The organism is Pseudomonas thermotolerans DSM 14292 (assembly GCF_000364625.1).
Lineage (GTDB): Bacteria > Pseudomonadota > Gammaproteobacteria > Pseudomonadales > Pseudomonadaceae > Aquipseudomonas > Aquipseudomonas thermotolerans.
Genome location: NZ_KB822611.1, coordinates 77,987 through 103,550, shown reverse-complemented (window position 1 = coordinate 103,550; position 25,564 = coordinate 77,987). Strand labels below are relative to the sequence as shown.

The 25,564-nt window shown below is 66.7% G+C and carries 17 protein-coding genes; all 17 read left to right on the top strand.

The features are described 5' to 3' along the window. On the top strand, positions 1–357 hold a 357-nt coding region (locus H165_RS0111445; RefSeq protein ID WP_017939075.1), incomplete at its 5' end, for an aldehyde dehydrogenase family protein. A 577-nt stretch (positions 358–934) separates the two neighbouring features. Then, positions 935–2,494, top strand: coding sequence for a quinohemoprotein amine dehydrogenase subunit alpha (gene peaA, locus H165_RS0111435; RefSeq protein WP_017939073.1), 1,560 nt, complete (start codon positions 935–937; stop codon positions 2,492–2,494). A 19-nt stretch (positions 2,495–2,513) separates the two neighbouring features. Continuing rightward, a complete protein-coding gene (peaB, locus tag H165_RS0111430) occupies positions 2,514–3,947 on the top strand; it encodes a quinohemoprotein amine dehydrogenase maturation protein (protein WP_017939072.1) in 1,434 nt (477 codons plus the stop codon). Further along, positions 3,944–4,261 (top strand): quinohemoprotein amine dehydrogenase subunit gamma, encoded by a 318-nt coding sequence (qhpC, locus tag H165_RS0111425; protein ID WP_026146569.1) that lies wholly within the window; start codon positions 3,944–3,946, stop codon positions 4,259–4,261. The genes peaB and qhpC overlap by 4 nt, the downstream gene beginning before the upstream one ends. 61 nt (positions 4,262–4,322) lie before the next feature. Continuing rightward, a complete protein-coding gene (gene peaD, locus H165_RS0111420) occupies positions 4,323–5,429 on the top strand; it encodes a quinohemoprotein amine dehydrogenase subunit beta (RefSeq protein WP_017939070.1) in 1,107 nt (368 codons plus the stop codon). A gap of 249 nt (positions 5,430–5,678) precedes the next feature. Continuing rightward, positions 5,679–6,344 (top strand): subtilisin-like serine protease QhpE, encoded by a 666-nt coding sequence (gene qhpE, locus H165_RS0111415; RefSeq protein ID WP_017939069.1) that lies wholly within the window; start codon positions 5,679–5,681, stop codon positions 6,342–6,344. Continuing rightward, the gene (gene ccsA / locus H165_RS18555; protein ID WP_017939068.1) at positions 6,341–8,479 is read left to right on the top strand and encodes a cytochrome c biogenesis protein CcsA; all 2,139 of its coding nucleotides are present in this window, start codon (positions 6,341–6,343) and stop codon (positions 8,477–8,479) included. The genes qhpE and ccsA overlap by 4 nt, the downstream gene beginning before the upstream one ends. Before the next feature lie 296 nt (positions 8,480–8,775). Beyond that, the gene (locus H165_RS19830) at positions 8,776–9,201 is read left to right on the top strand and encodes an OmpA family protein (RefSeq protein ID WP_017939067.1); all 426 of its coding nucleotides are present in this window, start codon (positions 8,776–8,778) and stop codon (positions 9,199–9,201) included. A 59-nt stretch (positions 9,202–9,260) separates the two neighbouring features. Then, complete coding sequence (locus tag H165_RS18955; protein ID WP_017939066.1) at positions 9,261–11,471, top strand: CHAT domain-containing protein; 2,211 nt, start codon at positions 9,261–9,263, stop codon at positions 11,469–11,471. A 24-nt stretch (positions 11,472–11,495) separates the two neighbouring features. Beyond that, complete coding sequence (locus H165_RS0111395; protein WP_026146568.1) at positions 11,496–12,872, top strand: DUF4384 domain-containing protein; 1,377 nt, start codon at positions 11,496–11,498, stop codon at positions 12,870–12,872. Between the two features lie 517 nt (positions 12,873–13,389). Next, positions 13,390–16,173, top strand: a complete 2,784-nt coding sequence (locus H165_RS0111390; RefSeq protein ID WP_040640624.1) for an endo alpha-1,4 polygalactosaminidase — start codon at positions 13,390–13,392, stop codon at positions 16,171–16,173. Beyond that, positions 16,151–19,747, top strand: coding sequence for a tetratricopeptide repeat protein (locus H165_RS0111385; protein ID WP_017939064.1), 3,597 nt, complete (start codon positions 16,151–16,153; stop codon positions 19,745–19,747). The genes H165_RS0111390 and H165_RS0111385 overlap by 23 nt, the downstream gene beginning before the upstream one ends. A gap of 53 nt (positions 19,748–19,800) precedes the next feature. Next, the gene (locus H165_RS0111380; protein WP_017939063.1) at positions 19,801–20,319 is read left to right on the top strand and encodes a hypothetical protein; all 519 of its coding nucleotides are present in this window, start codon (positions 19,801–19,803) and stop codon (positions 20,317–20,319) included. 5 nt (positions 20,320–20,324) lie between these two features. Next, a complete protein-coding gene (locus tag H165_RS0111375; protein WP_017939062.1) occupies positions 20,325–21,698 on the top strand; it encodes a PelD GGDEF domain-containing protein in 1,374 nt (457 codons plus the stop codon). Then, complete coding sequence (locus tag H165_RS0111370) at positions 21,676–22,665, top strand: HEAT repeat domain-containing protein (RefSeq protein ID WP_017939061.1); 990 nt, start codon at positions 21,676–21,678, stop codon at positions 22,663–22,665. The genes H165_RS0111375 and H165_RS0111370 overlap by 23 nt, the downstream gene beginning before the upstream one ends. After that, complete coding sequence (gene pelF, locus H165_RS0111365) at positions 22,662–24,188, top strand: GT4 family glycosyltransferase PelF (protein ID WP_017939060.1); 1,527 nt, start codon at positions 22,662–22,664, stop codon at positions 24,186–24,188. The genes H165_RS0111370 and pelF overlap by 4 nt, the downstream gene beginning before the upstream one ends. Beyond that, positions 24,189–25,562, top strand: a complete 1,374-nt coding sequence (gene pelG, locus H165_RS0111360) for an exopolysaccharide Pel transporter PelG (protein ID WP_017939059.1) — start codon at positions 24,189–24,191, stop codon at positions 25,560–25,562. Positions 25,563–25,564 lie beyond the last annotated feature (2 nt).

Below are 25,564 nucleotides of genomic sequence, written 5' to 3'. Positions count from 1 at the left end.
CTGCTGAAGGGCCACAACAGGATGCGCGTGTTCCAGGAAGAGATCTTCGGCCCGGTGATCGGCGTCACCACCTTCAAGGACGAAGCGGAAGCCCTGGCCATCGCCAACGACACCGAGTTCGGCCTGGGCGCCGGGGTGTGGACCCGCGACATCAACCGTGCCTACCGCATGGGCCGCGGCATCAAGGCCGGCCGCGTGTGGACCAACTGCTACCACCTGTACCCGGCCCACGCGGCCTTCGGCGGCTACAAGAAATCCGGGGTGGGCCGCGAGACCCACAAGATGATGCTCGACCACTACCAGCAGACCAAGAACCTGCTGATCAGCTACGACATCAACCCGCTGGGCTTCTTCTGACCGGCAACCGGCGCCCCGGCAGCGGGGCGCCATTGAGGTGGGTATGAACGACTTCGGTTGGCGAGCGCTTGCCCGACATTACGTTTCGGGACTGTTGATCGCTCTGGCACTGGTTGGCCTGGCGGCGCAGGTTGCGCTGGCGTTCCTCGGGGCGGTCTGAGCGATGCTGGCAAGGTTCGGTGCAGGTTGGCGGAGAGGCATTCCGGGCGATGAATATGCACGTCGCCTGGAGCGCATCCGCGTACGCCTGGAAGTCCTGGAGCGGCAACTAGCCCAGCTGGATGCCGCGCTACACCGGGACTTTCCGGACTTCTCCGTACTTGCCGTCGACCGCCCGGCGCCCGGCGCGTCCACGGGTCTTGCCGATTCCCGATAGTCGAAGCACCGGTGGTGTTGCCAAAACACGATACCGGTGCAAATCCCGCTGTTCGTAGCCTTGTCTCACCGCTGACCGAGCTTGAACGAGCGTTATTCGAAACCGCGGTCAGCAACAAACCTTTCGTGAACAATAACAAGGGTACCAACCATGCGCGCGCATAGTGCCTCTGTAATTCCGCTGCGGCCACTGCTGCTTTCGATGGCGATTTCGGCCGTTCCCTTCCTGGCTCAGGCCGACACCAAGGGCGCCGCCGAGGCCTTGCTCAACAGCAAGTGCCAGACCTGCCACTTGCCCACCGACAAGGGCCTGAATCGTATCGACGAGTCGCGTCGCACTCCCGAAGGCTGGGACATGACCATCGTGCGCATGATGGTGTCCCACGGCGTGGAGCTCACCCCCGAGGAGCGCCAGACCCTGGTCAAGTACCTGGCCGACACCCGTGGTCTGGCGCCAGAGGAGTCCGCCGCCCACCGCTATCTGCTGGAGCGTGACTTCACCCTGATCGAGCAGCCCAAGGACCAGTTGGTGGCCGACACCTGCGCTCGCTGCCACTCCTATGGCCGCACCGGTCTGCAGCGGCGTACCGAGGAGGACTGGCGCAAGCTGGTCCACTACCACGTCGGCCAGTACCCGGTGATCGAGATCCAGCAGGGCGGCCGTGATCGCGACTGGTGGGAGATCGCTTCCGGCGAGGTGCCCAAGCGTCTCGACAAGCTCTATGGCCTGGATTCCGAAGCCTGGCGCAAGTGGCTGCAGCACGAGAGCGTCAGCGCTGCCGGCCAGTGGCGTGTGGTGGGTCATCGTCCGGGCTGGGGCGCCTACGAAGGTCAAGCCACCATCAGCAGCAACGGTGACGACCACTACAGCATCAAGCTGACCCTCAACTATGCCAACGGCAAGCAGGAAACCGCCGAAGGCAAGGCGGTGCTCTACACCGGCTACGAGTGGCGTGCCACCGTCAAGCAGGGCGACATGAACGTGCGTCAGGTGTTCACCCTTTCGCCGGACGGCCAGACCCTTTCCGGCCGCTGGTACCAGGCCGGCATCGACGCCATCGGCGGCCGCTTCGAGGCGGTGCGCGACGGTAAGGAGGCTCCGGCCAGGCTGCTGGCGGTGGAGCCCAGCTACATCAAGGCTGGCACAACCCAGCAGGTGACCCTGTACGGCAGCAACCTGTCCGGCGACGTCAGCCTGGGCGAGGGCGTGGAAGTCCTCAAGGTGGTGGAGCGCGGCACCGGCAAGCTGGTGGTCGAAGCCCGTGCCGCCGCCGGTGCCAAGGATGGCGTGCGTGCCGTCAAGGTGGGCGACAGCCAGCTGGACAAGGGCCTGGCCCTGTACCAGAAGCTGGACTACATCAGCATCGAGCCTGACCAGGCCATGGCACGCATCGGCGGCAACGGCGGCGCCATGCCGAAGATCCCGGTGCAATTCGAGAGCGTCGGTTACGCCAATGGTCCGGACGGCAAGCCGGGCACCGCTGACGACATCCGTCTGGGCTACTTCCCGGCCAAGTGGACGCTGGACAACCTCAACGCCTACGCCGCGCAGCTCAAAGATGCGGAGTACTCCGGCCGCCTGCAGGAGGACGGTCTGTTCATCCCGGGCGACGCCGGTCCCAACCCGAAACGCAAGTTCGGCACCAACAACGCCGGTGAGCTGAAGGTCACCGCGGTGGTGGACGACGCCGGACACAAGGTGGAGGCCAGCAAGCCTCTCGTGGTCACCGTACAGCGCTGGAACGATCCGTCGATCCGCTGATCCAGCAAGGAGCGATGCCATGAGCGCGCTTTACGTAAACCGTTACAGCTTCCACGACGTGCAGCTGGATGGGCGGAGGATGCTCTTTCACATCCCCTCCAGCGGGCTGTTCGAACTGGACGAGCTGGGTACTTCGCTGATCGATTTCCTCAAGGAAAACGAGCAGGTCACCGCCGAGGACATGCGGCGGCGCTTCGACGGCCGGGTCGCCCCGGCTGATCTGGCGCAGACCCTGGAGAACTTCCGCGAGCTGGCGATCCTCGGCGACCAACCGGCCACGTCCGACGCCGGGATGCAGGTTCAGATCCGCGAGTTTCCGCTCAGTACCCTGGTGCTGAACGTCAACACCGGCTGCAACCTGAGCTGCACCTACTGCTACAAGGAAGACCTGGCGGCGCCCAACAAGGGCGTACGTATGGACTTCGAAACGGCCCGCAAGAGCATCGAGCTGCTGTTGGCCGAGGGGGCTGCCCACGAGCGCATCAACGTGATCTTCTTCGGTGGCGAGCCGCTGACCAACCTGCCGCTGATCAAGCAGGTGGTGGAGTACACGGAGCGCCGCTGTGCGGAGGAGGGGAAGCAGGTCGACTTCTCCATGACCACCAACGCCACCATGCTGACCGAAGAGATCGTCGACTACCTCGACGCCCATCGCTTCGGCATCTCCATCAGCATGGACGGCCCGCAGGCCGTGCACGATCGCCGACGTATCACCGTCAGCGGGCAGGGCACCTATGCAGTGGTGGCAGCCAAGTCGCGCATGCTGCTCGAACGCTATCGCTCCAAACCCGTCGGGGTACGGGTGACGCTGACCGCGGGCTATACCGACGTGGTGGCCATCCATGAGCACCTGAAGAACGACCTGGGCTTCTTCGAGGTGGGCTTCGCGCCGGCCACTTCCGGACCGGTGACGGTGTTCAACCTGAGCAAGGAGGAGCTGCGCGAGGTCTTCGACGGCATGATGTCCCTGGGGCGCGCCTACCGCGACGCGGCGCTGGAGGGGCGCAACAACGGCTTCTCCAACATGCACCAGTTGATGAGCGACCTCTACGAGGGACGCAAGAAGGCACTGCCCTGTGGGGCGGGCGTCGGCTTGCTGGCAGTGGACCACAAGGGCGACCTGAACCTCTGCCACCGCTTCACCGGCTCGGACATGCCGCGCTTCGGCAACGTCGAGCAGGGCATCGCCAAGGAGGCGCTGGGCACCTTCCTGGAAGGGGCCACCAACCGTGCCGACAAGGGCTGCTCGACCTGCCGGATCCGCAACCTGTGCGCCGGGGGCTGCTACCACGAGTCCTACGCGCACTTCGGTGACCCGCTGTCCCCGACCTACCACTACTGCGACCTGATGCGCGAGTGGGTGGACTTCGGCATCGAGATCTACAGCGAAATCCTGCAGAAGAACCCGCTCTTCTTCAAACAACACCTGAGCACTCGGAGTGTCCAGCTATGAATCACATGAAACCCATGAACAGGAAGGCCCACCAGGTGGAAGTCGCCATGGAGAAGGGGGACACCGAAGAAGTCGTGGCCATGGCCGCCGTGGTCGGCTGCGCCACCACCTTCGACCCGGGCTGGGAAGTGGACCCCTTCCTCGGCGTGGCCGGCCTGTGCCAGCCGATGGAAGCGGACCTGTACGGCTGCGCCGACCCCTGCTGGTGGCCGGCCCAGGTTCCGGACACCCTGCACAACTACCCGGACTGGGGCACCGGCAAGGACGCGGCCACCAAGGACTGGGCGCAGCTGCAAGCGGTCTTCCCCGAGTAAGAAACACGTCAATGCATTCGGGTCTGCGTGGGAAGCTTCCCCGCAGGCCAGAGGGATTCTTATGAACAACAACAAAGCTACTCTGCGTACCGCCCTGGCCCTTGGCGCCGTTTCCCTGGGCATGATGAGCCAGCTGGCCCTGGCCGCCAAAAAGGACTACCTGGTGACAGCCGCCCGCCCCGACAAGGTGGTGGTGGTCGACGCGGCCGAGCGCAAGGTGGTGAACACCTTCACCATTCCCAACACGGCCAAGGGCAACAGCGTCGCCGGGCTGACCGTATCCCGGGACGGCAAGGTCGCCTATGTCGTGCACAACCGCTGGGAGACCGTCTCCGGTATCGACCTGGACACCGGCAAGGAAGTATTCCGCGCCGAACTGTCCTCCCCGGGCATCCGCGGTAAGGCGCATTTCGCCATCGATGTCAGCCCGGACGGCAAGGAACTGGCCGTGCACGTTAGCCCGACCAAGCTGAAGCTCGGCGAGTACGAGGTGCAGGATCCGTACATCGCCGTCTACGACACCAGCGCCGGCATCGGCGCCGAGCCGCTGCGCAAGCTGCCGGCCCCGCGCCGTACCACGACCCTGGCCTACTCGCCGGACTACAAGCGCCTGTACGCCTACAGCTGGGATATGGTGGTGCTGGACCCGCAGACCGGTAAGCAGATTGGCGTGCACCCCTGGCGCAGCTGGAAGCGCGAAGGCTACGGCGAGCCGGACACCCTGTCGGTGTCTCCGCAGTTCGAGCAGGCCAACGAGTTCGCCACGCCGTACTTCATCGACTACACCGATAAGAACGGCAAGAAGGTCACCAAGGCCGGCGTCTGGTCCCTGGACCTGGCGAAGGACAAGGTGCGCTTCTCCGAGTTCGAGGGTGAGCTGGTGATGCCGTTCTCCACGGTGATCAACCCGGTGCGCCGCAACGAGGCCTACACCGCCTACACCCAACTGACCAAGAACGACATCGACACCGGCAAGCTGATCAAGCGGGTGGACCTCGACCACACCTTCTACACCGTCAACGTCTCCAGCGACGGCAAGGAACTGTATGTCGGCGGTACCATCAACGAGATCGCCGTGTACGACACCGAGACGCTGGAGAAGAAGGACACCATCATCATCAGCGAAGGCGATCAGGTGCTGAGCTCGATGCGCATGGTGCAGCGCTGAGGCTCCGAGGCAAGGCCCATGGCAGTCAGGGCTGCCCATGGGCCGGAGGAGGGCATGCCGCCTGGCATGCCCTCCTTGTGACCGGGACGGTTGGCCCCAGGGCGGACTGCGACCCCTGAGCTGAACCGCTGATCGGCGACGGCCTGCTCGCCACCCGTTCTCCTGGCAGTCCTGCATCCCCATCTAACTTCGCCCGTGCGGCGAGAACAATTTTCGAGCGTCTTGCTCCGCAGCAGTTGGAGGCAGCCCATGCGACCCCGGGTCGGTATCATCGACAGTGGTGTGAGCGAAAGCCTGTACAGCTACGTGCTGGAATCCCGACGCTTCAGCGAATTGCCGGGCGACGACCCGGCGCAGCCGGACAGTCTCGGCCATGGCGACCGCCTGGCGCGGCTGATCCTCGCGCACTGCCCGGAAGCTGAACTGCTGATCGCTCAGGTATTCCATGGCGACAACCGAGCGCCGGTGGCCAGAATCGCCGCGGCGCTGGACTGGCTGGTGGCGCGGGGCGCGCAGATCGTCAACCTGAGCTTCGGTCTGGCCAGACCCTCGCAACGCCTGACCGAGGCCTGCCAGCGAGCGGCCCGGCGCGGCGTGCTGCTGGTTGCCTCGGCGCCGGCCTGCGGTGGTCCGGTGTATCCTGCGGCGCTGCCCGAGTGCCTGGCGGTCACCGGCGATGCGCGCTGCGCGGCCGGTGAGCTGGCCTGGCTGGGCCAGCCCCATGCCGAGCTGGGCGCCTGCCCGATGATCGCTCCTGGCCGGCCGGAGCAGGGGGGCGGTTCCAGCTTCGCCTGCGCCCGGGTGAGCGGCATGGCCGCCCGCCTGCTGGCTCGCGAGGGCCGCCTGCCTGTCCAACTTCCCGAAGCGCTGCGCCACAGCGCTCAGTATCTGGGGCCGGAGGTGCTGCGGGCATGAAACCGATCGGACACTGGCTCCTGGCGGCACCGGTCCTGCTGGCCGCCGCTCTGGTCTACGCCTTTCCAATGCTGGGCAATCCGGCGCTGTGGACCGTGGCACTGCTGATGCTGCTGGGCAGCGCGCGGCATGGCCGACGTCGGCCGCTCTGGGGCGTCGCCGCCGCGTTGCTGGTGGGCCTCTGCCTGGCGCTGCTGCTGGCGCTGCTGATGGACCGCTTCGACATTCGCTACGTCTGGCTGTACAGCAGCGCGGCGCTGCCCTGGCACCTCAAGCTGGCCAACCTCTGGGGCGGCGACGAGGGGACGGTGCTGCTGCTCGCGGCGCTGTGCCTGCCGGCGGCCTTCCGCTACGCCGGGCGCCCGGGCCTGGAAGGCAGTTTCAACGGTCTGCTGGTTGCCTGGTACGTCGCTGCTGCCGCCTGGCTGGGGCCCTTCACCGCCACCCCGACGGACTGGCTGACCGCCAGGAATAGCCAGGGTATGAACGCCCACCTGCAGACCATCTGGATGGCCCTGCACGCGCCGTTGATCCTCGCCGCCTACGCCTGGGCGCTGGCGCCGGCCGGCGCGGCGCTGCGCAGCCTGGCCGGGCAGGCGTCTGACTATGCCGGTGTGGCGGCCATTTACGGCCGGCGCGCCTGGCTGGTGCTGACTGCCGGGATCGGTTTCGGCATGGTCTGGGCGCTGGAGGACTTCACCTTCGGCCAGCTCTGGCACTGGGATCCGGTGCAGACCAGCGCCTTCATCGTCTGGGCGCTGCTCGGCGCGGTGCTGCACGGCATCCGCCGCTGGCAGGAAGCGGGCAGCTTCGCCCGGCTGCTGCCGCTGCTCAGCCTGCTCGGCGCGGCCGCCACCTGCCTGGCCATGGCGGTAACCCGTAGCGAAGTGCTGGTCAGCTCCCACCGCTACATCGGCACCACCTCCTGGCTGAGCCACCTGCTGCTCGCCGGTGTCTTCCTCCTGGCCGCCGTTGGGCTGGGCCTGCGGGCTCTCTGGCAGCGTCGCGCCACTGTGCGGCGCACGGCCGACTGGACCCTCCAGGTCGCGGTGCTCGGCTTCGCGCTCATGGCGCTGCTCGCCGTCCTGGCGCTGCTGCAGGCCCACCTGCGCCAATGGCTGGGTGTGGCCAAGCCGGAGGAGCAGAAGCCCTTCTTCGAAACCTTGATGATGTGGGCCGACTCCAGCGAGATCCTCGCCCTGCGCCAGGTATTCGCCCAGTGGGACGTGGACGGCTACGCCCTGGCCCACTGGCTGCTGCCCTTCGTTCTGGCGCTGGGACTGGTGGGCGGTTTCAGCTTCCTGCGCAAGGTGCTCGTTCGCCGCTGGGCGATCGCCGTCACGGCGCTGGTTATCGGGCTCTGCGTCCTGCTGATCCGGCACGGCGGCTGGCTGAGCGAGCACTACGCCGGACGCGGCGTGCTCTCGCAGCGCGTGGTGGCGGCGCTGCCCTGGCTGGACGCCGCGCTGCTCGCCGCCCTGTTCCTGCTGCTGGCCTGCACGCTCTGGTGCATCTCCAGCGTCTGGCGCAGTCGCCGGCTGGGCACGCTGCGGCATACCGGCAGCCTGGCGCTGATCCACGGCGGCGCCGTGCTGGCGCTGGTCGGTGGCTTCGCGGCGACCGCGCTGAACAGCTACCTGCCGATCCTCCTGCAGCCCGGCGACGACCTGGCGCAATGGCGGGGCATCACCGGCGACCTGCAGGTGCGAGTACTGCCAGCCGAAGGCCAGTTGGACTACTCGGGCTATGCCGCGCTGGCCCGCGTCGAGATGCGCGAGAACGGGGAGGAGATCCAGGGCCAGGCGCTGTTCAGGGACGCCCGCCAGCTGCCGCCCGGCTACCAGGGCCCGGTGCGTCAGCTCTGCGAAATCCTCGACTACCGCTATGCCCGCCACCAGGGTGATCCCGGCTACATTCTCAATCCCTTCATCATCCGCAGCTGGTTGGTGGACACCCAGGTCTGGGTACCGGCCTCGCCGCGCTTGCTGGCCGCGGCTGAGGTAGCCGACAGTGCCCAGGAAACCCTGGTGGTGGTGCGCCGCTATCCGCTGGTTTCGCTGGTGTGGACCGGCTTCGCGGCGATGCTGCTCGGCACCTTGCTGCTGCCGGCCTGGGCGAGGGCAAAGCGACGCTGAGGGAAAGCCTCTCCAGATTGCGTTTTGACCGAAGTCACAGGGCATGGGCCCGAACCGGCACCTCTCTTGTCAGAGCTGATGGCGCCTGGCCATAATCTGCCAGCCCAGGCGCCGTCTGGCCTGCGCGAAATGGAAGGGGCGGCGCTAGTCCGTCCGGTGCAGACAAGAAAAATAAGAGGTGGCTTATGCGGCGGAGCGGGCGAGCAGGCTTTATCCGGGCGTTGCTGTTGGGGGGCGGGCTGTCGTTGCTGGGCTCATTCCCGCTCCAGGCAGACGTCGAACTGACCGAACGGCAGATGATCGAACAGCTCAAGGACGTTCAGCCGCGCAGCGGCACCCGTGGGCTACGCAACCTGCAGGTGGAAGCAGCAGAGCCGAGCGAGGCCCCCTCGATTTCCCTCCTGATCCATTTCGATTTCGATTCCGACCGGCTGCAAGGCGACAGCCATCCGGCGCTGCAGCGCCTCGCGCGCGCCATGAATTCCGCGGAACTGTCCGCCGCCCGTTTCGCCATTGAAGGGCATACCGACGCCAAGGGCAGCGCCGACTACAACCTGCAGCTCTCCGAGCGCCGCGCCCAGAGCGTCAAGCGCTACCTGATCGGCCAGGGTGTGGCGCCCGGGCGGCTCTATGCAGTTGGTAAGGGCGCCAGCGAGCTGGCCAACCCCTTCGAGCCGCTGGCCGCGGAGAACCGCCGGGTGCGCGTGGTGAACCTGCGCTGAGCGCCGCTGGCACGGGCCTCTTTCCAACCCAACTATTCATTCCCCCGGAGACCCCACCGATGAAGGTTCTCGGATGGCTGTTGCTTGTCAGTAGTCTGCTGGTCGGCTGCGTGGCAGCTCCCGATCCCAACCTCCTGCGCGACATTCAGGTGTTCCAGCGCTACATGGAGGAAGGCCGTTATGACGAGGCCGAGGCGCTGGCCCGCGATCTCGACCGCCGCTCGCCGAGGCGCGACAGCCTGTACACCTTCAGCTATGCCGTGAAACCGGCTCGGGAGTCCGGGCTAGACGGCATCAGGGTGGTCGAGCCGGATGCCTTCTTCACCAAGGCCATCGAGGTGCTGGATCCGGTCAGCATGAAGGTCGAGGGTCCCTCGGATTCGCCCACCGGCTGGAACCAGCGGGGCGTGGCTCTCTACCGCTCCGGTGATCTACCCGGCGCCATCGCCGCCTTCGACGCCGCCGAGCGCGGCCTGCGGGCGCAGATCGCCGCACTGCGCGCCCAAGGCGAACTGGGCCCGGCGCTGACGCTGAGCGAGCAGGCGCTGCCCGTGGCCATCGCCAACCGGGCCCTGTGCCGCTGGACGCTGGGGCAGCCGAAGCAGGCGCTGGCCGATGCCCGCCTGGCGTTGAGCGAGCGCGCCGCCCAGGATCCCTTGCTGTTGGTCGCCTACCGCAACGAGCGGGATATGCTGCTGCGAGCCAACGCCCGGCAGAAGGAGTTGGGCGCGCTGATCAGCCTGGAGCAGGAGGCTGGGGCTGCCGGAGATTCCCTGGCGCTGCTGGCCATCCTGGAGAACAAGGGCTGGACCCTGCAGCGCCTGGCCCAGGCCCAGGCCGCCGTGCGGTCCGGCAGCGGAGCCACGCAGCCCGGCGCCGGCCAGGCCGGCCAGAATCTCCTGGCCCGGCTGGAAGCCTTCAACCGCCAGCGTGCGGAGCTGTCCACCAGCCAGCCGAGCGATCCCGCGCAGCGGGCCGCCCGCGAGCAGGGGCTGGCCGACCTGGACTGGGAGATCCGCGAGCTGCAGGCGGCGATCCAGGTGCTCAGCAGACAGGACGCGCGCGCCTACTCTGCTGCCGGGCAAACGCAGATATCCGCGGAATACCTGCGCTGGCGCAAGGATCTGGTGGAGCGGGTACGCAGCCGTGTTCCCGGCGATGCGCTGTTGGTGGAGATGGTTCGCTATCGGCCGTTCGCACCGCTCGAGGCTGAGGGCCGGCAGTGGGGCGCGGAGCGCTATGCCGCCTACGTGCTAGGCGCCAGGCGCACGCCCCGGTTGGTCGATCTGGGCCCCGCGGCGGAACTGGATGACCTGGTCGTCCGCTATCGCCAGGCACTGGACGCGGACCTGCCCGCGCAGCGGTTCCTGGCACGGCAACTGGACAGGCAGCTGCTGCAGCCGGTCCGTGCCCAGGCCGACAATGTCCGCCAGCTCTACCTAGCCCCGGATGGCGTGCTGAACCTGCTGCCCTTCGCCGCGCTGATCGACGAACAGGGTCACTATCAGCTGGAGCGCTACACCTTCAACTATCTGACCAGCGGCCGCGACCTGCTCGACTCCGTGCAGAGCGCCCCGCGCGGCCCGGCGCTGATCGTCGCCGACCCGCAGTTCTCCCTGCAGGGCGGGACTCCGGTGGCGGGACTGCGCTCGCTGGACTTTTCCCGCGTTGAATTCTCCCAGCTGCCGGGCACGGCGGAAGAGGCCCGGGCGCTGGCCGGACTGCTGCCCGACGCCTTGCAGATCAGCGGCGCCGAGGCCACCGAGAGCCGCATCAAGGCCGTGGCTGGTCCGCGCATTCTGCACATCGCCACCCACGGCTTCTTCCTGGGCAACCCGCAGGAGGCCGGGGAGAATCCCATGCTGCGCTCGGGACTGGTATTTGCCGGGGTCAGCCAGTTGCGTTCCGGGCAGGACGACGGGGTGCTCACCGCCCTGGAGGCCTCCACCCTGGATCTGCTCGGCACCCAGTTGGTGGTGCTCTCGGCCTGCGATACGGGGGTAGGGCAGGTGCGCCAGGGCGAGGGCGTCTTCGGCCTGCGCCGGGCGATGCTCCAGGCCGGCGCGCAGACCGTGGTGATGAGCCTCTGGCAGGTGGATGACCAGGCTACCCGCGACCTGATGATCGGCTACTACCAGCAGCTGGCCAAGGGCTCCGCGCGTGCCGAGGCGCTGCGCAATGCCCAGCTTGCCTTGCTGCGCGACTCCCGCACGGCCTCGCCCTACTACTGGGCGGCCTTCCTGAGTGCCGGCCAGGCCGGCCCCCTGTGACCCCGACGATGAGGAGTACCTAGGATGCGAGCCTTTTTGATCATGGCCCTGGCAACGCTGTGCTGGGGGACTGCTCAAGCAGCCGATCATGCCCTGATCATGGGGATTGGCAACTACCAGCGGCCGAGCGCCAACCTGCCTGGCATCGACCGTGACGTGCAGCTTGCCGAGAACATCGCCCGGAGCATCGGCGTGCCCGCGGCGAACATTCACCGGCTGCTGGACGATCAGGTCACCGTCGCCGGCCTGGCCGCAGCCCTGGGCCGTCTGGAAGCTGGCATTGCGCCCGGCGACCGGGTCTTCCTCTACTATTCGGGGCACGGTTCCCAGGTGCGAGGCAGCGGCACGCAGAAGTGCGTCGAGGGCATGTTCCTGCACGACATGCGCCTGTATCCGGACCATGAGCTGGAGCCGGCCTTGCAGCGCCTGGGGCGCAAGGCCAGCCAGTTGGTGATGTTCAACGATTCCTGCTTCTCCGGCGGGGCGGCCAGTACCCGCTCGACTCGGGGACTGGAGCAGGCGGTTCCCAAGTTCTACAAGAGTGACGGTGGGTCAGGTTATACCTGCGGTCAGGCGGTGAACATGCGCCGGGCGCTGCGCGGCTTGGCCGATGAGGCCGGGCAGAAGGGCAGCAACGTGATTTACATCGCCGCCGCCCGCGAGGATCAGGTGGCCTTTGCCACCACCAGTGGCAGTGCCGCCACCCGCGCCTGGGAGCGCTGCCTGAGCGAGCCCGCGGCTGACAGCAACGGCAGCGGTGCCCTGGATGCCAAGGAGCTGCAGCGCTGCGCCCAGCAGTTCCTGAATGACTGGGGCTTCGACCAGAGCATCACCGTCGAGGGCAACGAGCGCCTGCCCTTGTCCTTCGCGGCCCTGCCCGAGCAGCCTCAGGCCGGAGTCAGCGAGCCGGCCCAGCGCAGTGCCGCCACCCTGGAGGACATCCGCCAGGCGGCCTCGCCGGCCATCCGCGTCGAGCTGCAGGCCCAGCAGCGCCTGGTGGTCGGACAGGACCCGCTGGACATCCAGGTGCGTTCCAACCGCGACGGCTACCTGTACCTGCTGCACGTCGGCTCCGATGGCAAGACCTTCAACCTGCTGTTCCCCAACCAGCTGGACGGCGAGAACTTCCTCCATGCCGGACAGGTGTTGAGCCTCCCACGCGCTCACTGGCGGGTGCGGGCCGCCGGGCCGGTGGGGGCATCGCAGCTGATGGCGATCGTCTCCGACCAGCCTCGCGACTTCCTGGCCCTGAATCACCAGGAAGGTCCGTTCCGCTCGGCCCCGCTGGATAGCCGGCTGCAGCGCAACCTGCGGGTCGAGGCGACCGGTATCGGCTCCTCCGGCTCGTCGGGGCTGTACGGCGCCAGTGCGGTGCTGTCGATCAGCGAAGTGTCGCACTAAGTTCCCCATCATCCGAGGCCCGACGATGTCGGGCCTCGTCGTTTTCGTTCCCGGTATGTCGGTGCAGGCGCCCGTTCTCTCGCATGAGGCGTGCTTCGCAGCAACGGGGTGCTTCACGACAACCTGGGCAGCCTCTCTCTTCCAACCTCGAAATCGCCTCCGCATGGCTCATTTTCCCGGCATCAGATCGGGCCTATTCGCCGCCTGTGCAGGAAGTCGCATCCTGCTCAAAACAGAACCTCGGATGGTAGTAATGAGCCTTCAGTCATGAATTCGTCGCGCATTGTGACAAAAAGTCGACGATTATCTATCGAATAAATCGATAAGACATAAAATTGACAATTCTTTGGGTGGGATGTCCAATGCTCGGCCACCAGTGAGGTATCAATTCCGGACTGGTTGTGTTCCGCAGTAAGGCAGTTGAGGAACGGCGTGAGCCCGTGCATGTCACGGCTTCACCCGGTCCGTGAAATGAAAAGGGAAGCCGGTGCATCAGGCACCGCATCAAAAGGGAATCATGCGACTGACTTATTCATGGGGGATGGCCAGGATCCTCGGTCTGGCCGTTTCGTTGTTTACAGCTAGCGTTTTCGCCAAGCCTTCCAGCGTAGCCTTCTGGTATGCCGAACAGCCGCCACTGGCCGAGCTCTCCCAATTCGACTGGGTGGTGCTGGAGCCGGGGCATGCCGGCGCTGCCGACATTGCCTATCTGAAAGCCCAGGGCAGCACGCCTTTTGCCTATCTTTCTGTCGGCGAGTTCGACGGTGATACCGCCGAGCTTGCCGGCGCCGGGCTGGAGGAGGGTGCCAGCGCGGTGCGCAACGATGCCTGGCACAGTCAGGTGATGGATCTGAGCTCGTCCGTCTGGCGCGAGCATCTCTTCTCCCGTGCCGCCGAACTGCGCCGCCAGGGCTATGCCGGTCTGTTCCTCGATACTCTGGACAGCTTCCAGCTGCAGTCGGAGGAGCGCCACGAGCCCCAGCGTCAGGCGTTGGTCAGTCTGCTGGCCGAGCTGCACCGTCGCGAGCCGCAGCTCTCGTTGTTCTTCAATCGCGGTTTCGAGGTGCTGCCCGAGCTGCCCGGCGTGGCCTCAGCGGTGGCCGTGGAGTCCATTCACGCTGGCTGGGAGGCTGCCAGCTCCCGTTACCGAAAAGTCTCCCAGGAGGATCGCGACTGGCTGCAGCCGCACCTAGAGGCGTTGCGTGCCCAGGGGGTGCCGCTAGTGGCCATCGAATACCTGCCTCCGGAGCGGCGCGAAGAAGCCCGTGAGCTGGCCGCACGCCTCGTCAAAGAGGGCTTCATCCCCTACGTCACCACCCCGGCACTGGACACCCTGGGCGTCGGCAGCTTGGAGGTGCAGCCGCGGCGCATCGCACTGGTCTACGACCCCCGCGAGGGCGAGCTGGAGAGCAATCCCGGCCACATCATGCTGGGCGGTCTGCTGGAGTATCTGGGGTATCGGGTCGACTATTGGCCGGCCGGCGAGGCGCTGCCGCAACGTCCACTGAAGGGCTTGTACGCCGGAGTGGTGATTTGGATGACCAGCGGCCCGCCGAGCGCCAGCGATTCCTTTCACGCCTGGCTGAATGCGCGCATCGACGAACAGGTGCCGATCGCCTTCCTGGCCGGCCTGCCGGTAGACAACGATGGCCTGCTGCAACGCCTGGGCATGCGCAGGCTGTCTCAGCCGCTGCGTGGCGAGCCGCAGCTCGAGTTCCATGATCAGAGCCTGCTGGGGGCCTTCGAGGCGCCACTGCGCCTGCGTACCCGCGACCTGCAGGCGCTGACCGTCACCGACCCGCAGCTCACCCAGGCCGCGCTGGTCCTGGAGCACGGGGGGCGTCGCTACGTGCCGGTGGCCACCGGCACCTGGGGCGGCATAGCGCTGGCACCCTACCTGGTGGAGGAGGCTCTGGATCATCGGCGCTGGATCATCGATCCGTTCGCCTTCATCCAGCGTGCCTTCGCTCTGCCGCCGCTGCCCAGTCCCGACGTCACCACCGAGAACGGCCGGCGCGTCGCCACCGTGCACATCGACGGCGACGGCTTCGTGTCTCGCGCGGAAGTGCCGGGCAGCCCATATGCCGGCCAGCAGGTGCTGGAGGCCTTCATCCGTCCTTATCCGCTGCTCACCTCGGTATCAGTGGTGGAAGGGGAGGTCGGGCCCAAGGGCATGTACCCGCACTTGTCCAAGGAATTGGAGCCCATTGCCCGGAGGATCTTCGCCGATCCCAAGGTGGAGGTGGCCAGTCACACCTTCAGTCATCCGTTCTTCTGGCAGCCGGAGAAGGCCGCGCAAAGTGACGATTTCGATCCCCAGTACAGCCTGATGATGAAGATTCCCGGTTACGAGGTGCTGGACATGCGCCGAGAGGTGGTCGGTACCCGCGACTACATCAATCAGCGCCTGACCACCCCGGAAAAGCCGGTGAAGATGATCTTCTGGTCCGGCGACGCCCTGCCGGATGCGGAAACCATCAAGCTTGCCTACGACAGTGGCCTTCCCAACGTGAATGGTGGAAACACGATGCTGACCAAGGCCTATCCGTCGCTCACCGGGCTCTACCCGCTGATCCGCCCCACCAGCGGCGGCGTCCAGTACTACGCACCGATCATCAACGAAAACGTCTACACCAACCTGTGGACCGGGCCGTACTACGGCTTCCGCGACGTGCTGGACACCTTCGCGCTGACCGACCAGCCGCGCCGCCTACGCGGACTGCATCTGTATTACCACTTCTATTCCGGCACCAAGCAGGCGTCGATTCGCGCCATGCACCAGATCTACGCGGAAATGCTCAGGCAGCAGCCTCTTTCCCTGTGGATGAGCGATTACGTCAGACGCCTGGAAGGGCTGCATTGCGCCAGCCTGGCCCGGCGCGCCGACGGTCGCTGGCAACTGCGCGGGCTGGCCGGGCTGCGTACCCTGCGCCTGGATCCGGCCCTGGGTTGGCCGGACCTGGCCCGCTCGAAGGGCGTGGCCGGGGTGCGCGATCTGCCCCAGGGCCGCTACGTGCACCTCAGTCGGGCGGATGCGCTGCTGGCCCTGCGTAGCAGCCGGGACCCCCGCCCGGCCCTGGAGGAGGCCAATCTCCCGCTGACCGCCTGGGAGTACCGCAGCGCCAGCCAGGTGAGCTTCTCCTTCGCTGGGGAGCTGCCGCTGCAGTTCAGCGTACGAGCCGCTGGTCCCTGTCGTGTGACGGTCGCCGGACAAAGCTTCCAGGGCAAGGAGCACGATGGATTGTGGCGTTTCCAATTGCCAATGAAACAGGTGCGTGATGGCCAGCTTGTCTGCAATTGAGAACCGCCGCAAGAACACGCGTCTGCTCAATTCCTGGACGATCCTGCTGGTCGCGCTGATCGTCCTCCTTCTGCTGGCGCTGTCCTACAAGAGCGAAGATGTGTTCCTGCCCGGCGAGGAGGCGGAGCCGGATGCGGTGGCCATCGGCTATACCGAGCTGCTGCTCAAGGCTCACCCCGGGGATGACCGCCTGCGCCTCCGTCTGATCGACCAATTGATCCAGGCCGGCAATTTCGACCGGGCCCGCCAGTATTTGGCCGGGCTGAAGGACCGCGGACAACTGTTCGCGCAATTCTATGGCACGGTCCTTGACATCCTCGTTGCCCAGGCCGCCCCCGAAGGCATCGACGAAGCCGAGCGGCTGGAGCTGGTCGAGAGGCTGCGTCTCCTGGATCCAGGCCAGCTGGAAAAACCCATGCTCGAGCGTCTGGCGCGCCATGCCCTGCAGCTCAATGCTCCAGAGCTGGCCACCCGGGCCTACATGGAGCTGGCCAAGCGCGACCCGGAGCTGCACACGCACTGGATGAGCGAGGCGGCGCGCTGGAGCCTGGCCGCCGGTGACCTGAACCAGGCGGCGCAGCTCTACCTGCAGTTGGCTGCCGAAGCCAAGGACAGGAGCGAGCGCATCGACTATCTGCGCAAGGCATTCGACAGCCTGCGCGCCGCCAACCAGGGCGAACGGGCCGCCGAACTGCTGGCGGCGAACCTCGACCTGCTGGACAGCGACCAGAACTCCCTGGATTGGCTGGCTGCCGGTGTCGACACGGCCCAGGGCAGTCAGCGCTACGGCCTGGCTGAACTGTTCATCGCCCAATGGCGTACCCTGCAGGCTGACGACCCACGCCTGCTGGCCGCCGACTTCCGCCTGAGCCAGGCTTCCGGCGATCTGGAGAGGGCCTGGCAGCTCGGTTCCGAACTGCTGGCGCGTAGCCCCGGCGACCGCGAGCTGTTGGCCGAAATGGCGCGCCTCGGTGAGTGGGCCGGGCACCCGCAGCAGGCGCTGGACTACTGGATCGAACTGCTCAAGGGCGCCGAGGATCCGCAGCTGCGCGAGCACGCCTGGCGCCTGGCCCTGCAGTTGTTCGATTTCGACCGTGTGGTAAGCACCCTGGCCGTTCTGGATGGGCAGCGGCAGATGTCCAACGAGGAGCTCGATGCACTGGTCTACAGCCACGAGACCCGCGGTACCCCGGAAGAGGCCGAGCTTTGGTTGCGTGGCTACCTGCGCAAGTACCCGCAGCATCACTACGCCTGGCAACGCCTGCGCATGCTGCTGGAGAACACTCAGCAGCTGGAGAAGGAAACCGCGCTCTGGGGCGAGATGGCCAGGCGCTTCCCGCTAACCCTGGAGGAGCGCATCCGCTGGGCCAAGGCGCACTGGAACCTGTTCCAGCTGCAGGAGGCCTGGAACGTGCTCACCGACCTCGATGCCAAGCAGGTGACGGATACCGAGTACTGGCAGCTGCGCGCCAGTCTGGCCTGGGATCTGGAGCGTGACGCGGATACCCGTAGCGCCTACCAGCGCCTGCAGGAACTGGATGTACCGCTTCTGCGCGACGACGAGGACCGTCTGATCGCCCTCTACTGGGACCGCGAGCCGCGCCGTGTTTTGCAGCTGCTCACCGACAGCTGGCAGCGTACCCGCAACCCGCTGCGCCTGGTCATCGCCCTGCAACTGGCCGAGAACCTCAACGACTGGGAGACCCTGGAGGCGCTGCTGGAGGATGCCGAACAGGTGCCGGGCGGCACTGCCAGTCCGCAGTACTGGGTAGCCAAAGCAGCGCTGGCGGCCCACCGGGACCGCCGCGAGGAGGCCGAGCATTTCTATCGCGAGGCGTTGGCGCGCTATCCGGAGGAGAGCCTGGTTCGCGAGGGGCTGCTCTGGTTCTACATAGAGAACGGCCGACGCGAGCAGCTGGAGCCCCTGCTGCACCGCTGGCGGGCCCGGGCGTACAAGGACAGCCGCCTTTGGCTGCCCTTTGCCAGTGGCTACCTGAGTCTGAACCGTACCACTGAGTCCCTGGCCTGGTTCCGCCTGTACCTGAAGGCCAATCCAGCGGACTTCTTGGCCAGGGCCGGCTACGCCGATGCCCTGGAGGCCGCCGGCTACCAGGATCAGGCGCTGCGGGTACGCCGCCAGCTGCTAACCGGTCTGGATCGCGAGAAGGTCCGGGCCACTCCGGAAGGCTTCGCCACCTACCTGCGCCTGCTCGCCGCCAGCCAGCCGTTGCTGGTCCAGCGCGAAGCGCGACGGGCTGGCAGCGAGCCGGCCATGTTGCAGGTGTGGTTCGAGCACTTTCTCGAGCAGCTTGAAGCCGACAACCATGCCGCCCTCAAGGACGACTGGCTGGCCTGGGGCCGTGCCCGTGGCTTGAAGCTGAGCGACTATGAGCTTCTCCAGCAGGCCCTGCGTCAGGACAACCGCGCGCTGTTGCAGCGCCTGCTGGAGCGCGGCGGTCTGGATGCTGCCAGTCAGGTGGAGGTGCTGAGTCGCCTGGGCCATGCCGGCGAGGCGCTGGGCACCGGGCTGAGCGCCCTCGGCGAGGGCCAGCCCACGGGTATCCGCGAGCAGCTGCTGCAGCAGACCACCGCTCAGCTCGAGCGCGCGCCCCAGGGCCTGCAGCTGGGCTGGCGGAGGCAGGACTTCGGCGACCTGGAAATCCAGGGGCCGAGCCTGGAGATCGCCCGCAACCTGGGGGATGACTGGTATGCCGACCTGCGCTTGAGCCGGGGCCGCTACAACAGTGACAACCTCGACAGCTCCGTGCTCGGCAACGAGCGCAATGCCCGCTTGCTGCTGCGCCGCGACCTGGCCGACGGCGACCTCGGCCTGCTCCTCGATTCCAGCTGGCGCGACGACGAGGATCGCCATGGCCTTGGCCTGGAGCGCACCTGGAGGCTGAGCGCCCGCGACGAACTGGCGCTGTCCCTGGACTGGCACCGCGAGACCGAAGAAACCGGCCTGCTGCGTGCCTTGGGCATGCGCGACGGCCTCGGCCTGCGCGGCCAGCACGGCCTCTCCGCCCGCGACCTGTTGTCCTGGTCGCTGGCCCACAACCGTTATGCCTCACGCCAGGGCGACGCGCTCGGCAACGGCGAGTCGCTGTCCCTGGAATGGAGCCACGCACTGTTCTTCGAGGGGCCGACCTGGCTGCTGCGTAGCGGCCTCGACTACCAGCACAACCGGGTGGAAAGCCGGGTGCCGGATGAGCTGCTGTCCGTCAACGGTGGGGCCTTCCGGCCCTTCGACAACGACCCTGCGGCGATCGCCCCGGGAGAGGACCTGCTGCAGGACCGCTATGGCCAGCTCTATGTCGGCAGCACCTGGCGCCGAGGCTTCCCGGGCGCGCTGAACCGCACCCGCCCGCAGTACACCTGGATGGTCGACACCTTGGTCGGCTGGCAGTGGACCGAGCGGGAGTTCAACTACGGGATCAACGTCGGCCTCGGCATGGAGCTGCTGGGCGACGACGAACTGGCGTTCACCGTCGGCTACCAGTCCGCGCCGCGTGGCGGGGAAGGAGACGCCGGAGGCACGCTCGGGATCACCTACAGCACCCGCTTCGGGCGCTGAGTGGGGCACCGGCGTTTCTGCCGGCCCCCGGATATTCAACAGGAGGAACCAAGATGCAAACCATCCGCTGCCTGACCCTTGCGGTCGCCGCCCTGCTCGTGGCGGGCTGTTCCAGCTTCACCAGTGAAAGCGGCTCGGCCCTGCCGCGCGATGCGGCCTGGGGGCTGGCGCCGCTGGTCAACTATTCGCAGGCGCCGCAGGCCGGCGAGCGCGCCGAGCGGATCCTGCTCAGCGTGCTGGCCGAGGAAGGCGTGCGCCCGCGTCTGTATCCAGTCTCGGCGCAGCAGGACCAGCTACTCGCCGACGACCGCGAGCGGCAGACTCAGGCCCTGGCCTGGGCCCGACAGCAGAAGCTGGCCTACGTGATCACTGGTAGCGTCGAGGAGTGGCAGTACAAGAACGGCCTGGACGGCGAGCCGGCTGTGGGCATCAGCCTGCAGGTGATCGAACCGGATACCGGCCGGGTGCTGTGGAGCACTAGCGGGGCGCGGGCCGGCTGGTCGCGGGAAAGCCTGGCCGGATCGGCGCAGAAAGTGCTCCGTGAGCTGGTCGACGATCTCGACCTCGAGTGACGGCCATGCAGTTCGCCCAGAAGGACTACATCCTGGCGCCTCAGGCCAGCACCCGGGTTTCATGGCTGGAGACCCTGCTGCTCACCCTGCTGGCACTCGGTCTCGGCTGGTGGTTCGTTCCGCAGGACCCGTTACTGGCTGCGGCCGAGTTCCCCTGGATGATCCTCGCACCGCTGCTGCTCGGCGTGCGCTACGGCTTCCTCCAGGGCCTGTGCAGCGCCGTGCTGTTGATCGCCGCGCTGTTCGCCTTCCGCTTCGCGGGGCTGCCGGCGTACCAGGTGGTGCCGGTGGCCTTCCTGGTCGGGCTGCTGTTGTGCACCCTGCTGGTCGGCGAGTTCCGCGATATATGGGGCCGGCGCCTGGAGCGCCTGAGCCTGGCCAACGACTATCGCCAGCTGCGCCTCGACGAGTTCACCCGCGCCCACCACCTGCTGCGCATCTCCCACGACCGTCTGGAGCAGCGCGTGGCCGGCAGCGACCAGAGCCTGCGCAGCTCGCTGCTCGACCTGCGCGAACGGCTGCGCGGGCTGGCCAGGGAGGAAGGCGATGCCCTGGTTTGCCTGGCAGACACCATCCTGACGCTGCTGGCCTCCCACGCCTCGCTGCGCATCGCCGGCCTGTACCGAGTGATCGATGGGCAGCGGGTCGACACCCGGCCCTTGGCGGTGCTCGGCGAGATGCCGGAGCTGGATGACGAAGACCTGCTGGTGCGTCTCTGCCTGGAGCGCGGCGAGCTGGTCAGCGTGCGCGCGGAGCTGCTCGATCGCGGTGATGGCGCCCAGCATTCCAGCCTGCAGGCCTGCGTGCCGCTGGTGGACACGGAGGGGCGCATCCTAGCGATTCTGGCTATCCAGCAGATGCCCTTCTTCATGTTCCACGAGCGCACCTTCAGCCTGCTGGCACTGCTCGCCGGGCACGTAGCCGATTTGCTGATGAGCGATCCCCAGGCCCTGCAGCTGGCCGACGCCGATGCCCAGCGCTATTCCCAGTTGCTCAGGCGTTCCCTGCTGGATGCCCGCGACCACGGCCTGCCGGCCAGTCTGTTCGGCCTCGAGCTGAGCGACCCTCAGCATGCCGAGGAGCTGCAGCGCCTACTGGAAGACAGCCAACGCGGCCTGGACGTGCAACTGAAGGTGCGCAACGGCCACGGCAATCGTCTGTTGCTGGTGCTGCTGCCGCTCACCTCGGCGGACGGTGCCCAGGGCTACCTGCGCCGCCTGCGTGAGCTGTTCACCGAGCGGTTCGGCCAGGATCTGGCGCCGGAGATGCTGGGCATGCGCATCCACCGTTTCCATTTGGAAGGCGGCGATGAGCGCGAGGCACTGCGCCATTTCCTCTTCAACGAGTGTGCTCTGAATGATCAGCAAGTGGCTATTTAGCGGCGCCTTCCTCTTCGAGCTGGGCAGTTGGATCAGCGCGGCCAGCAACCTGCCGGTTCTTGAGGCTGCGCTGCTCTACACGCTGGCGCACGGGCTCGGCAGCCTGTTGCTGACCATTGGCATCTGGATGCTGCTGCCGCGGCGCTACCGCTTTCCGCTGCCGTGGAGTCCGCTGTTCATCTTCTGCCTGTCTTTCTTCATCCCGCTGATCGGCATGGTCGGCGTGTCGCTCTCGCTGTTTCCGGCTCTGTACCTGCCGCGCAAGCGTCGTGAGCAGCCCTGGCAGGCGGTGGGGGTACCCGAGTTGCCGTTCCGCCCCCAAGAGAAGAAGCACGATCTGATGTTCGGCGATGGCGGCCTGCAGGACGTGCTGCTCCACGCTTCGGATCCGGATCAGCGTCTCACCGCGATATTCGCCACCCGGCGGATGCGTAGTCGCGAGGCGATCCCGATTCTCAAGCTGGCTCTGCGCGACGCCTCCGACGACGTGCGTCTGCTGGCCTACTCGATGCTCGACCAGCGCGAGAGCCGCATCAACCAGCGGATCGAACATGCGCTGGAGCAACTGGCCAAGGCCAAGCCGGGGCGGCGCTACGCCATCCACGGCATGCTGGCGCGCTGGAACTGGGAGCTGGCCTACGTGGGGCTGGCCCAGGGTAGCGTGCTCGAGCACGTCCTCGACCAGGCTCGCCAGCATGTGAATCAGGCCCTGCAGGGCGCCCCCAGCGCCGAGCTGCACCTGCTCGCGGGGCGCATCGCCCTGGAGCAGGGCGATCTCGAGTCGGCCGCGGCGCACCTGGACGATGCCGAGGCGGCCGGCGCCGCAGCGGCCCAACTGGCCCCGTATCGCGCCGAGATCGCCTTCTTGCGTCGCGAGTACCGGGCCATTCCCCGGCTGCTCGGCGAGATTCCCTCCGACCTGTTGCAGCGTCCGCCGCTGGCGGCGCTGGCGAGATACTGGTTATGACAGCCAATCCTGTTGCCAACGATACCCCCGGCGTCGATGTCTGCCTGCTGCTGGAAGGCACATGGCCCTACGTGCGCGGCGGAGTGTCAAGCTGGATCAACCAACTGATCCTCGGCCTGCCGGAGCTGACCTTCTCGGTGTTCTTCATCGGTGGCCAGCGGGAAGCCTACGGCGCCCGCCACTACGCCGTCCCCGACAACGTGGTGCACATCGAGGAGCACTTCTTGGCGGATGCCTGGACCAGCCACGGGGCGCAGTCCACCGAGCCGCCGAGGAACCTCGGCGAGCTGCTGCTGGACGTGCATCGCTTCCTCCACTATCCGGAGGAGCCGAGCCTGGAGCAGGGAGAAGCCTTCCTCGACACCCTGGCCGAGGGACGTATCGGCCGCGACGATTTCCTGCACAGCCGGGCCAGCTGGGAAGCGATCACCAGCGGCTACCGCAAGCACTGTGCCGACCCCTCGTTCGTCAACTACTTCTGGACCCTGCGTTCCATGCAAGCGCCGCTGTTCATGCTCGCCGAGGCCTCGCGACGCCTGCCGCGCGCGCGCATGCTGCACTCCATCTCCACCGGCTACGCCGGGTTTCTGGGCAGCGTGCTGCAGCGCCGTTGGGGCTGCCACTACCTGCTCAGCGAGCACGGCATCTACACCAAGGAGCGCAAAATCGACCTGGCCCAGGCGGCCTGGATCGCCGAGAACCCCGACGAGCGCCTGAAGACCGGTCTGGACGCCGAGGTGGGCTACATCCGGCGGCTGTGGATCCGCTTCTTCGAGCGCATCGGTCTGGTCACCTACCGCTCGGCGCACACCATCATCTCCCTCTACGAGGGCAACCGTCAGCGGCAGATCCAGGATGGCGCCGACCCGGCGCGGACCCGGGTGATTCCCAACGGTATCGCGCTGGACACCTGGAACGAGGCACTGCTCAGCCGGCCCGAGGGGATTCCGCCGGTGGCCGGCCTGGTCGGACGGGTGGTACCGATCAAGGACGTGAAGACCTTCATCCGCGCCATGCGCGGGGTGGTCAGCGCCATGCCCGAGGCCGAGGGCTGGATCGTCGGTCCGGAGGAGGAAGACCCGGACTACGCCGCCGAATGCCGCAGCCTGGTGGCCAGCCTGGGCCTGCAGGACAAGGTGCGCTTCCTCGGCTTCCGCCAGGTGCGCGAGGTACTACCGCAGCTGGGAGTGATGGTGCTTACCTCGATCAGCGAGGCCCAGCCCCTGGTGGTACTGGAGGCTTGGGCCGCTGGCACCCCTGTAGTGACCAGCGACGTGGGTTCCTGCCGCGAGCTGGTGGAGGGCTCGGGGCCCGAGGACCGTGACCTGGGCCTGGCCGGAGAGGTGGTGGCCATCGCCGACCCCCAGGCCACCGCCCGGGCGATCCTCGGTCTTCTGCGCGATCCGCAGCGCTGGCGCCAGGCCCAGGCCGTGGGCCTGCAGCGCGTGCACCGCTACTACACCGAAGAACTCATGCTCGCGCGCTACCGCGGGCTGTACCGTGAAGGCATGGAGAGCGCCTAGATGGCTGGCATAGGTTTCGAACTGCGCAAGCTGCTGTCCCAGGACTCCTACACGGCGACCCTGCGCGCCTACCTGTATGCCGGACTGATCAGCTCCGGCCCCTGGGTGCTGTCGATCATCAGCGTGATGCTGATCGGCGTGCTGAGCATCGGTAGCGTGGTCCCGGAGGTGCTGATCCGCCAGTTCCTGATCAGCGTGACCTACCTGATGGCCCTGTCGCTGATCTTCACCGGAGGTCTGCAGCTGTTCTTCACCCGTTTCATCTCCGACCGCCTGTTCGAGCGCAAGCACAGTCTGATCCTGCCCAACCTGGTGGGCATCATGCTGCTGGTGACGGTGGCCTCGGGGCTGATCTCCTTCCTGCTGGTGGCATTGCTCTTCGAAGCGGAGTCCTTCGCCTACCGGCTCCTGGTGATGGCGAACTTCGTGGTGCTCTGCAACCTCTGGCTGGTGATCATCTTCCTGTCCGGGATGAAGGCCTACAAGCGCATCCTCGCGGTGATGTTCCTCGGCTACGCACTGATGGTGGCCTCGGCCTTCCTGCTCCGCGCCCTGAAGCTGGAGGGGCTGCTGCTGGGGCTGCTGATCGGCCACTCCAGCCTGCTGTTCATCTTCCTCTTCGACATCCTCCGCGAATACCCGGCCGAGCGTCTGGTGGCCTTCGACTTCCTCGACCGCCGCCAGGTATTCGTCAGCCTGCTGCTCACCGGACTGTGCTACAGCCTGGGGATCTGGATCGACAAGTTCATCTTCTGGTTCAACCCGTCCACCTCTGAGGCGGTGATCGGTCCGCTGCGCGCCTCCATGCTCTACGACCTGCCGATCTTCCTCGCCTACCTGGCGATCATCCCGGGGATGGCGGTGTTCCTGGTGCGCATCGAGGCGGACTTCGCCGAGTGGTACGAGCGGGTCTACGATGCGATCCGCGGCGGCGAAACCCTGCAGCACATCGGCTGGCTCAAGGAGCAGATGATCCTCTCCATCCGTCAGGGGCTGCTGGAGATCTGCAAGGTCCAGGGCCTGACCCTGGTGCTGCTGCTCCTGATGGCGCCACAGTTGCTCAACTGGTTGGGCATCTCCCACTACTACCTGCCGCTGTTCTACGTGGACGTGATCGGGGTGAGTATCCAGGTGGTGTTCATGGCGCTGCTCAACGTGTTCTTCTACTTGGACAAGCGCCGCATCGTCCTCGAACTGTGCGTGCTGTTCGTGCTCAGCAACGGCATGCTGACCCTGATCAGTCAGCTGCTCGGACCGAGCTTCTTCGGCTACGGCTTCAGCCTGTCGCTGCTGCTCTGCGTGCTGCTCGGCCTGTACCGGCTGACCGCCTCGCTGGACGACCTGGAATACGAGACCTTCATGCTGAGCCGCTGAGC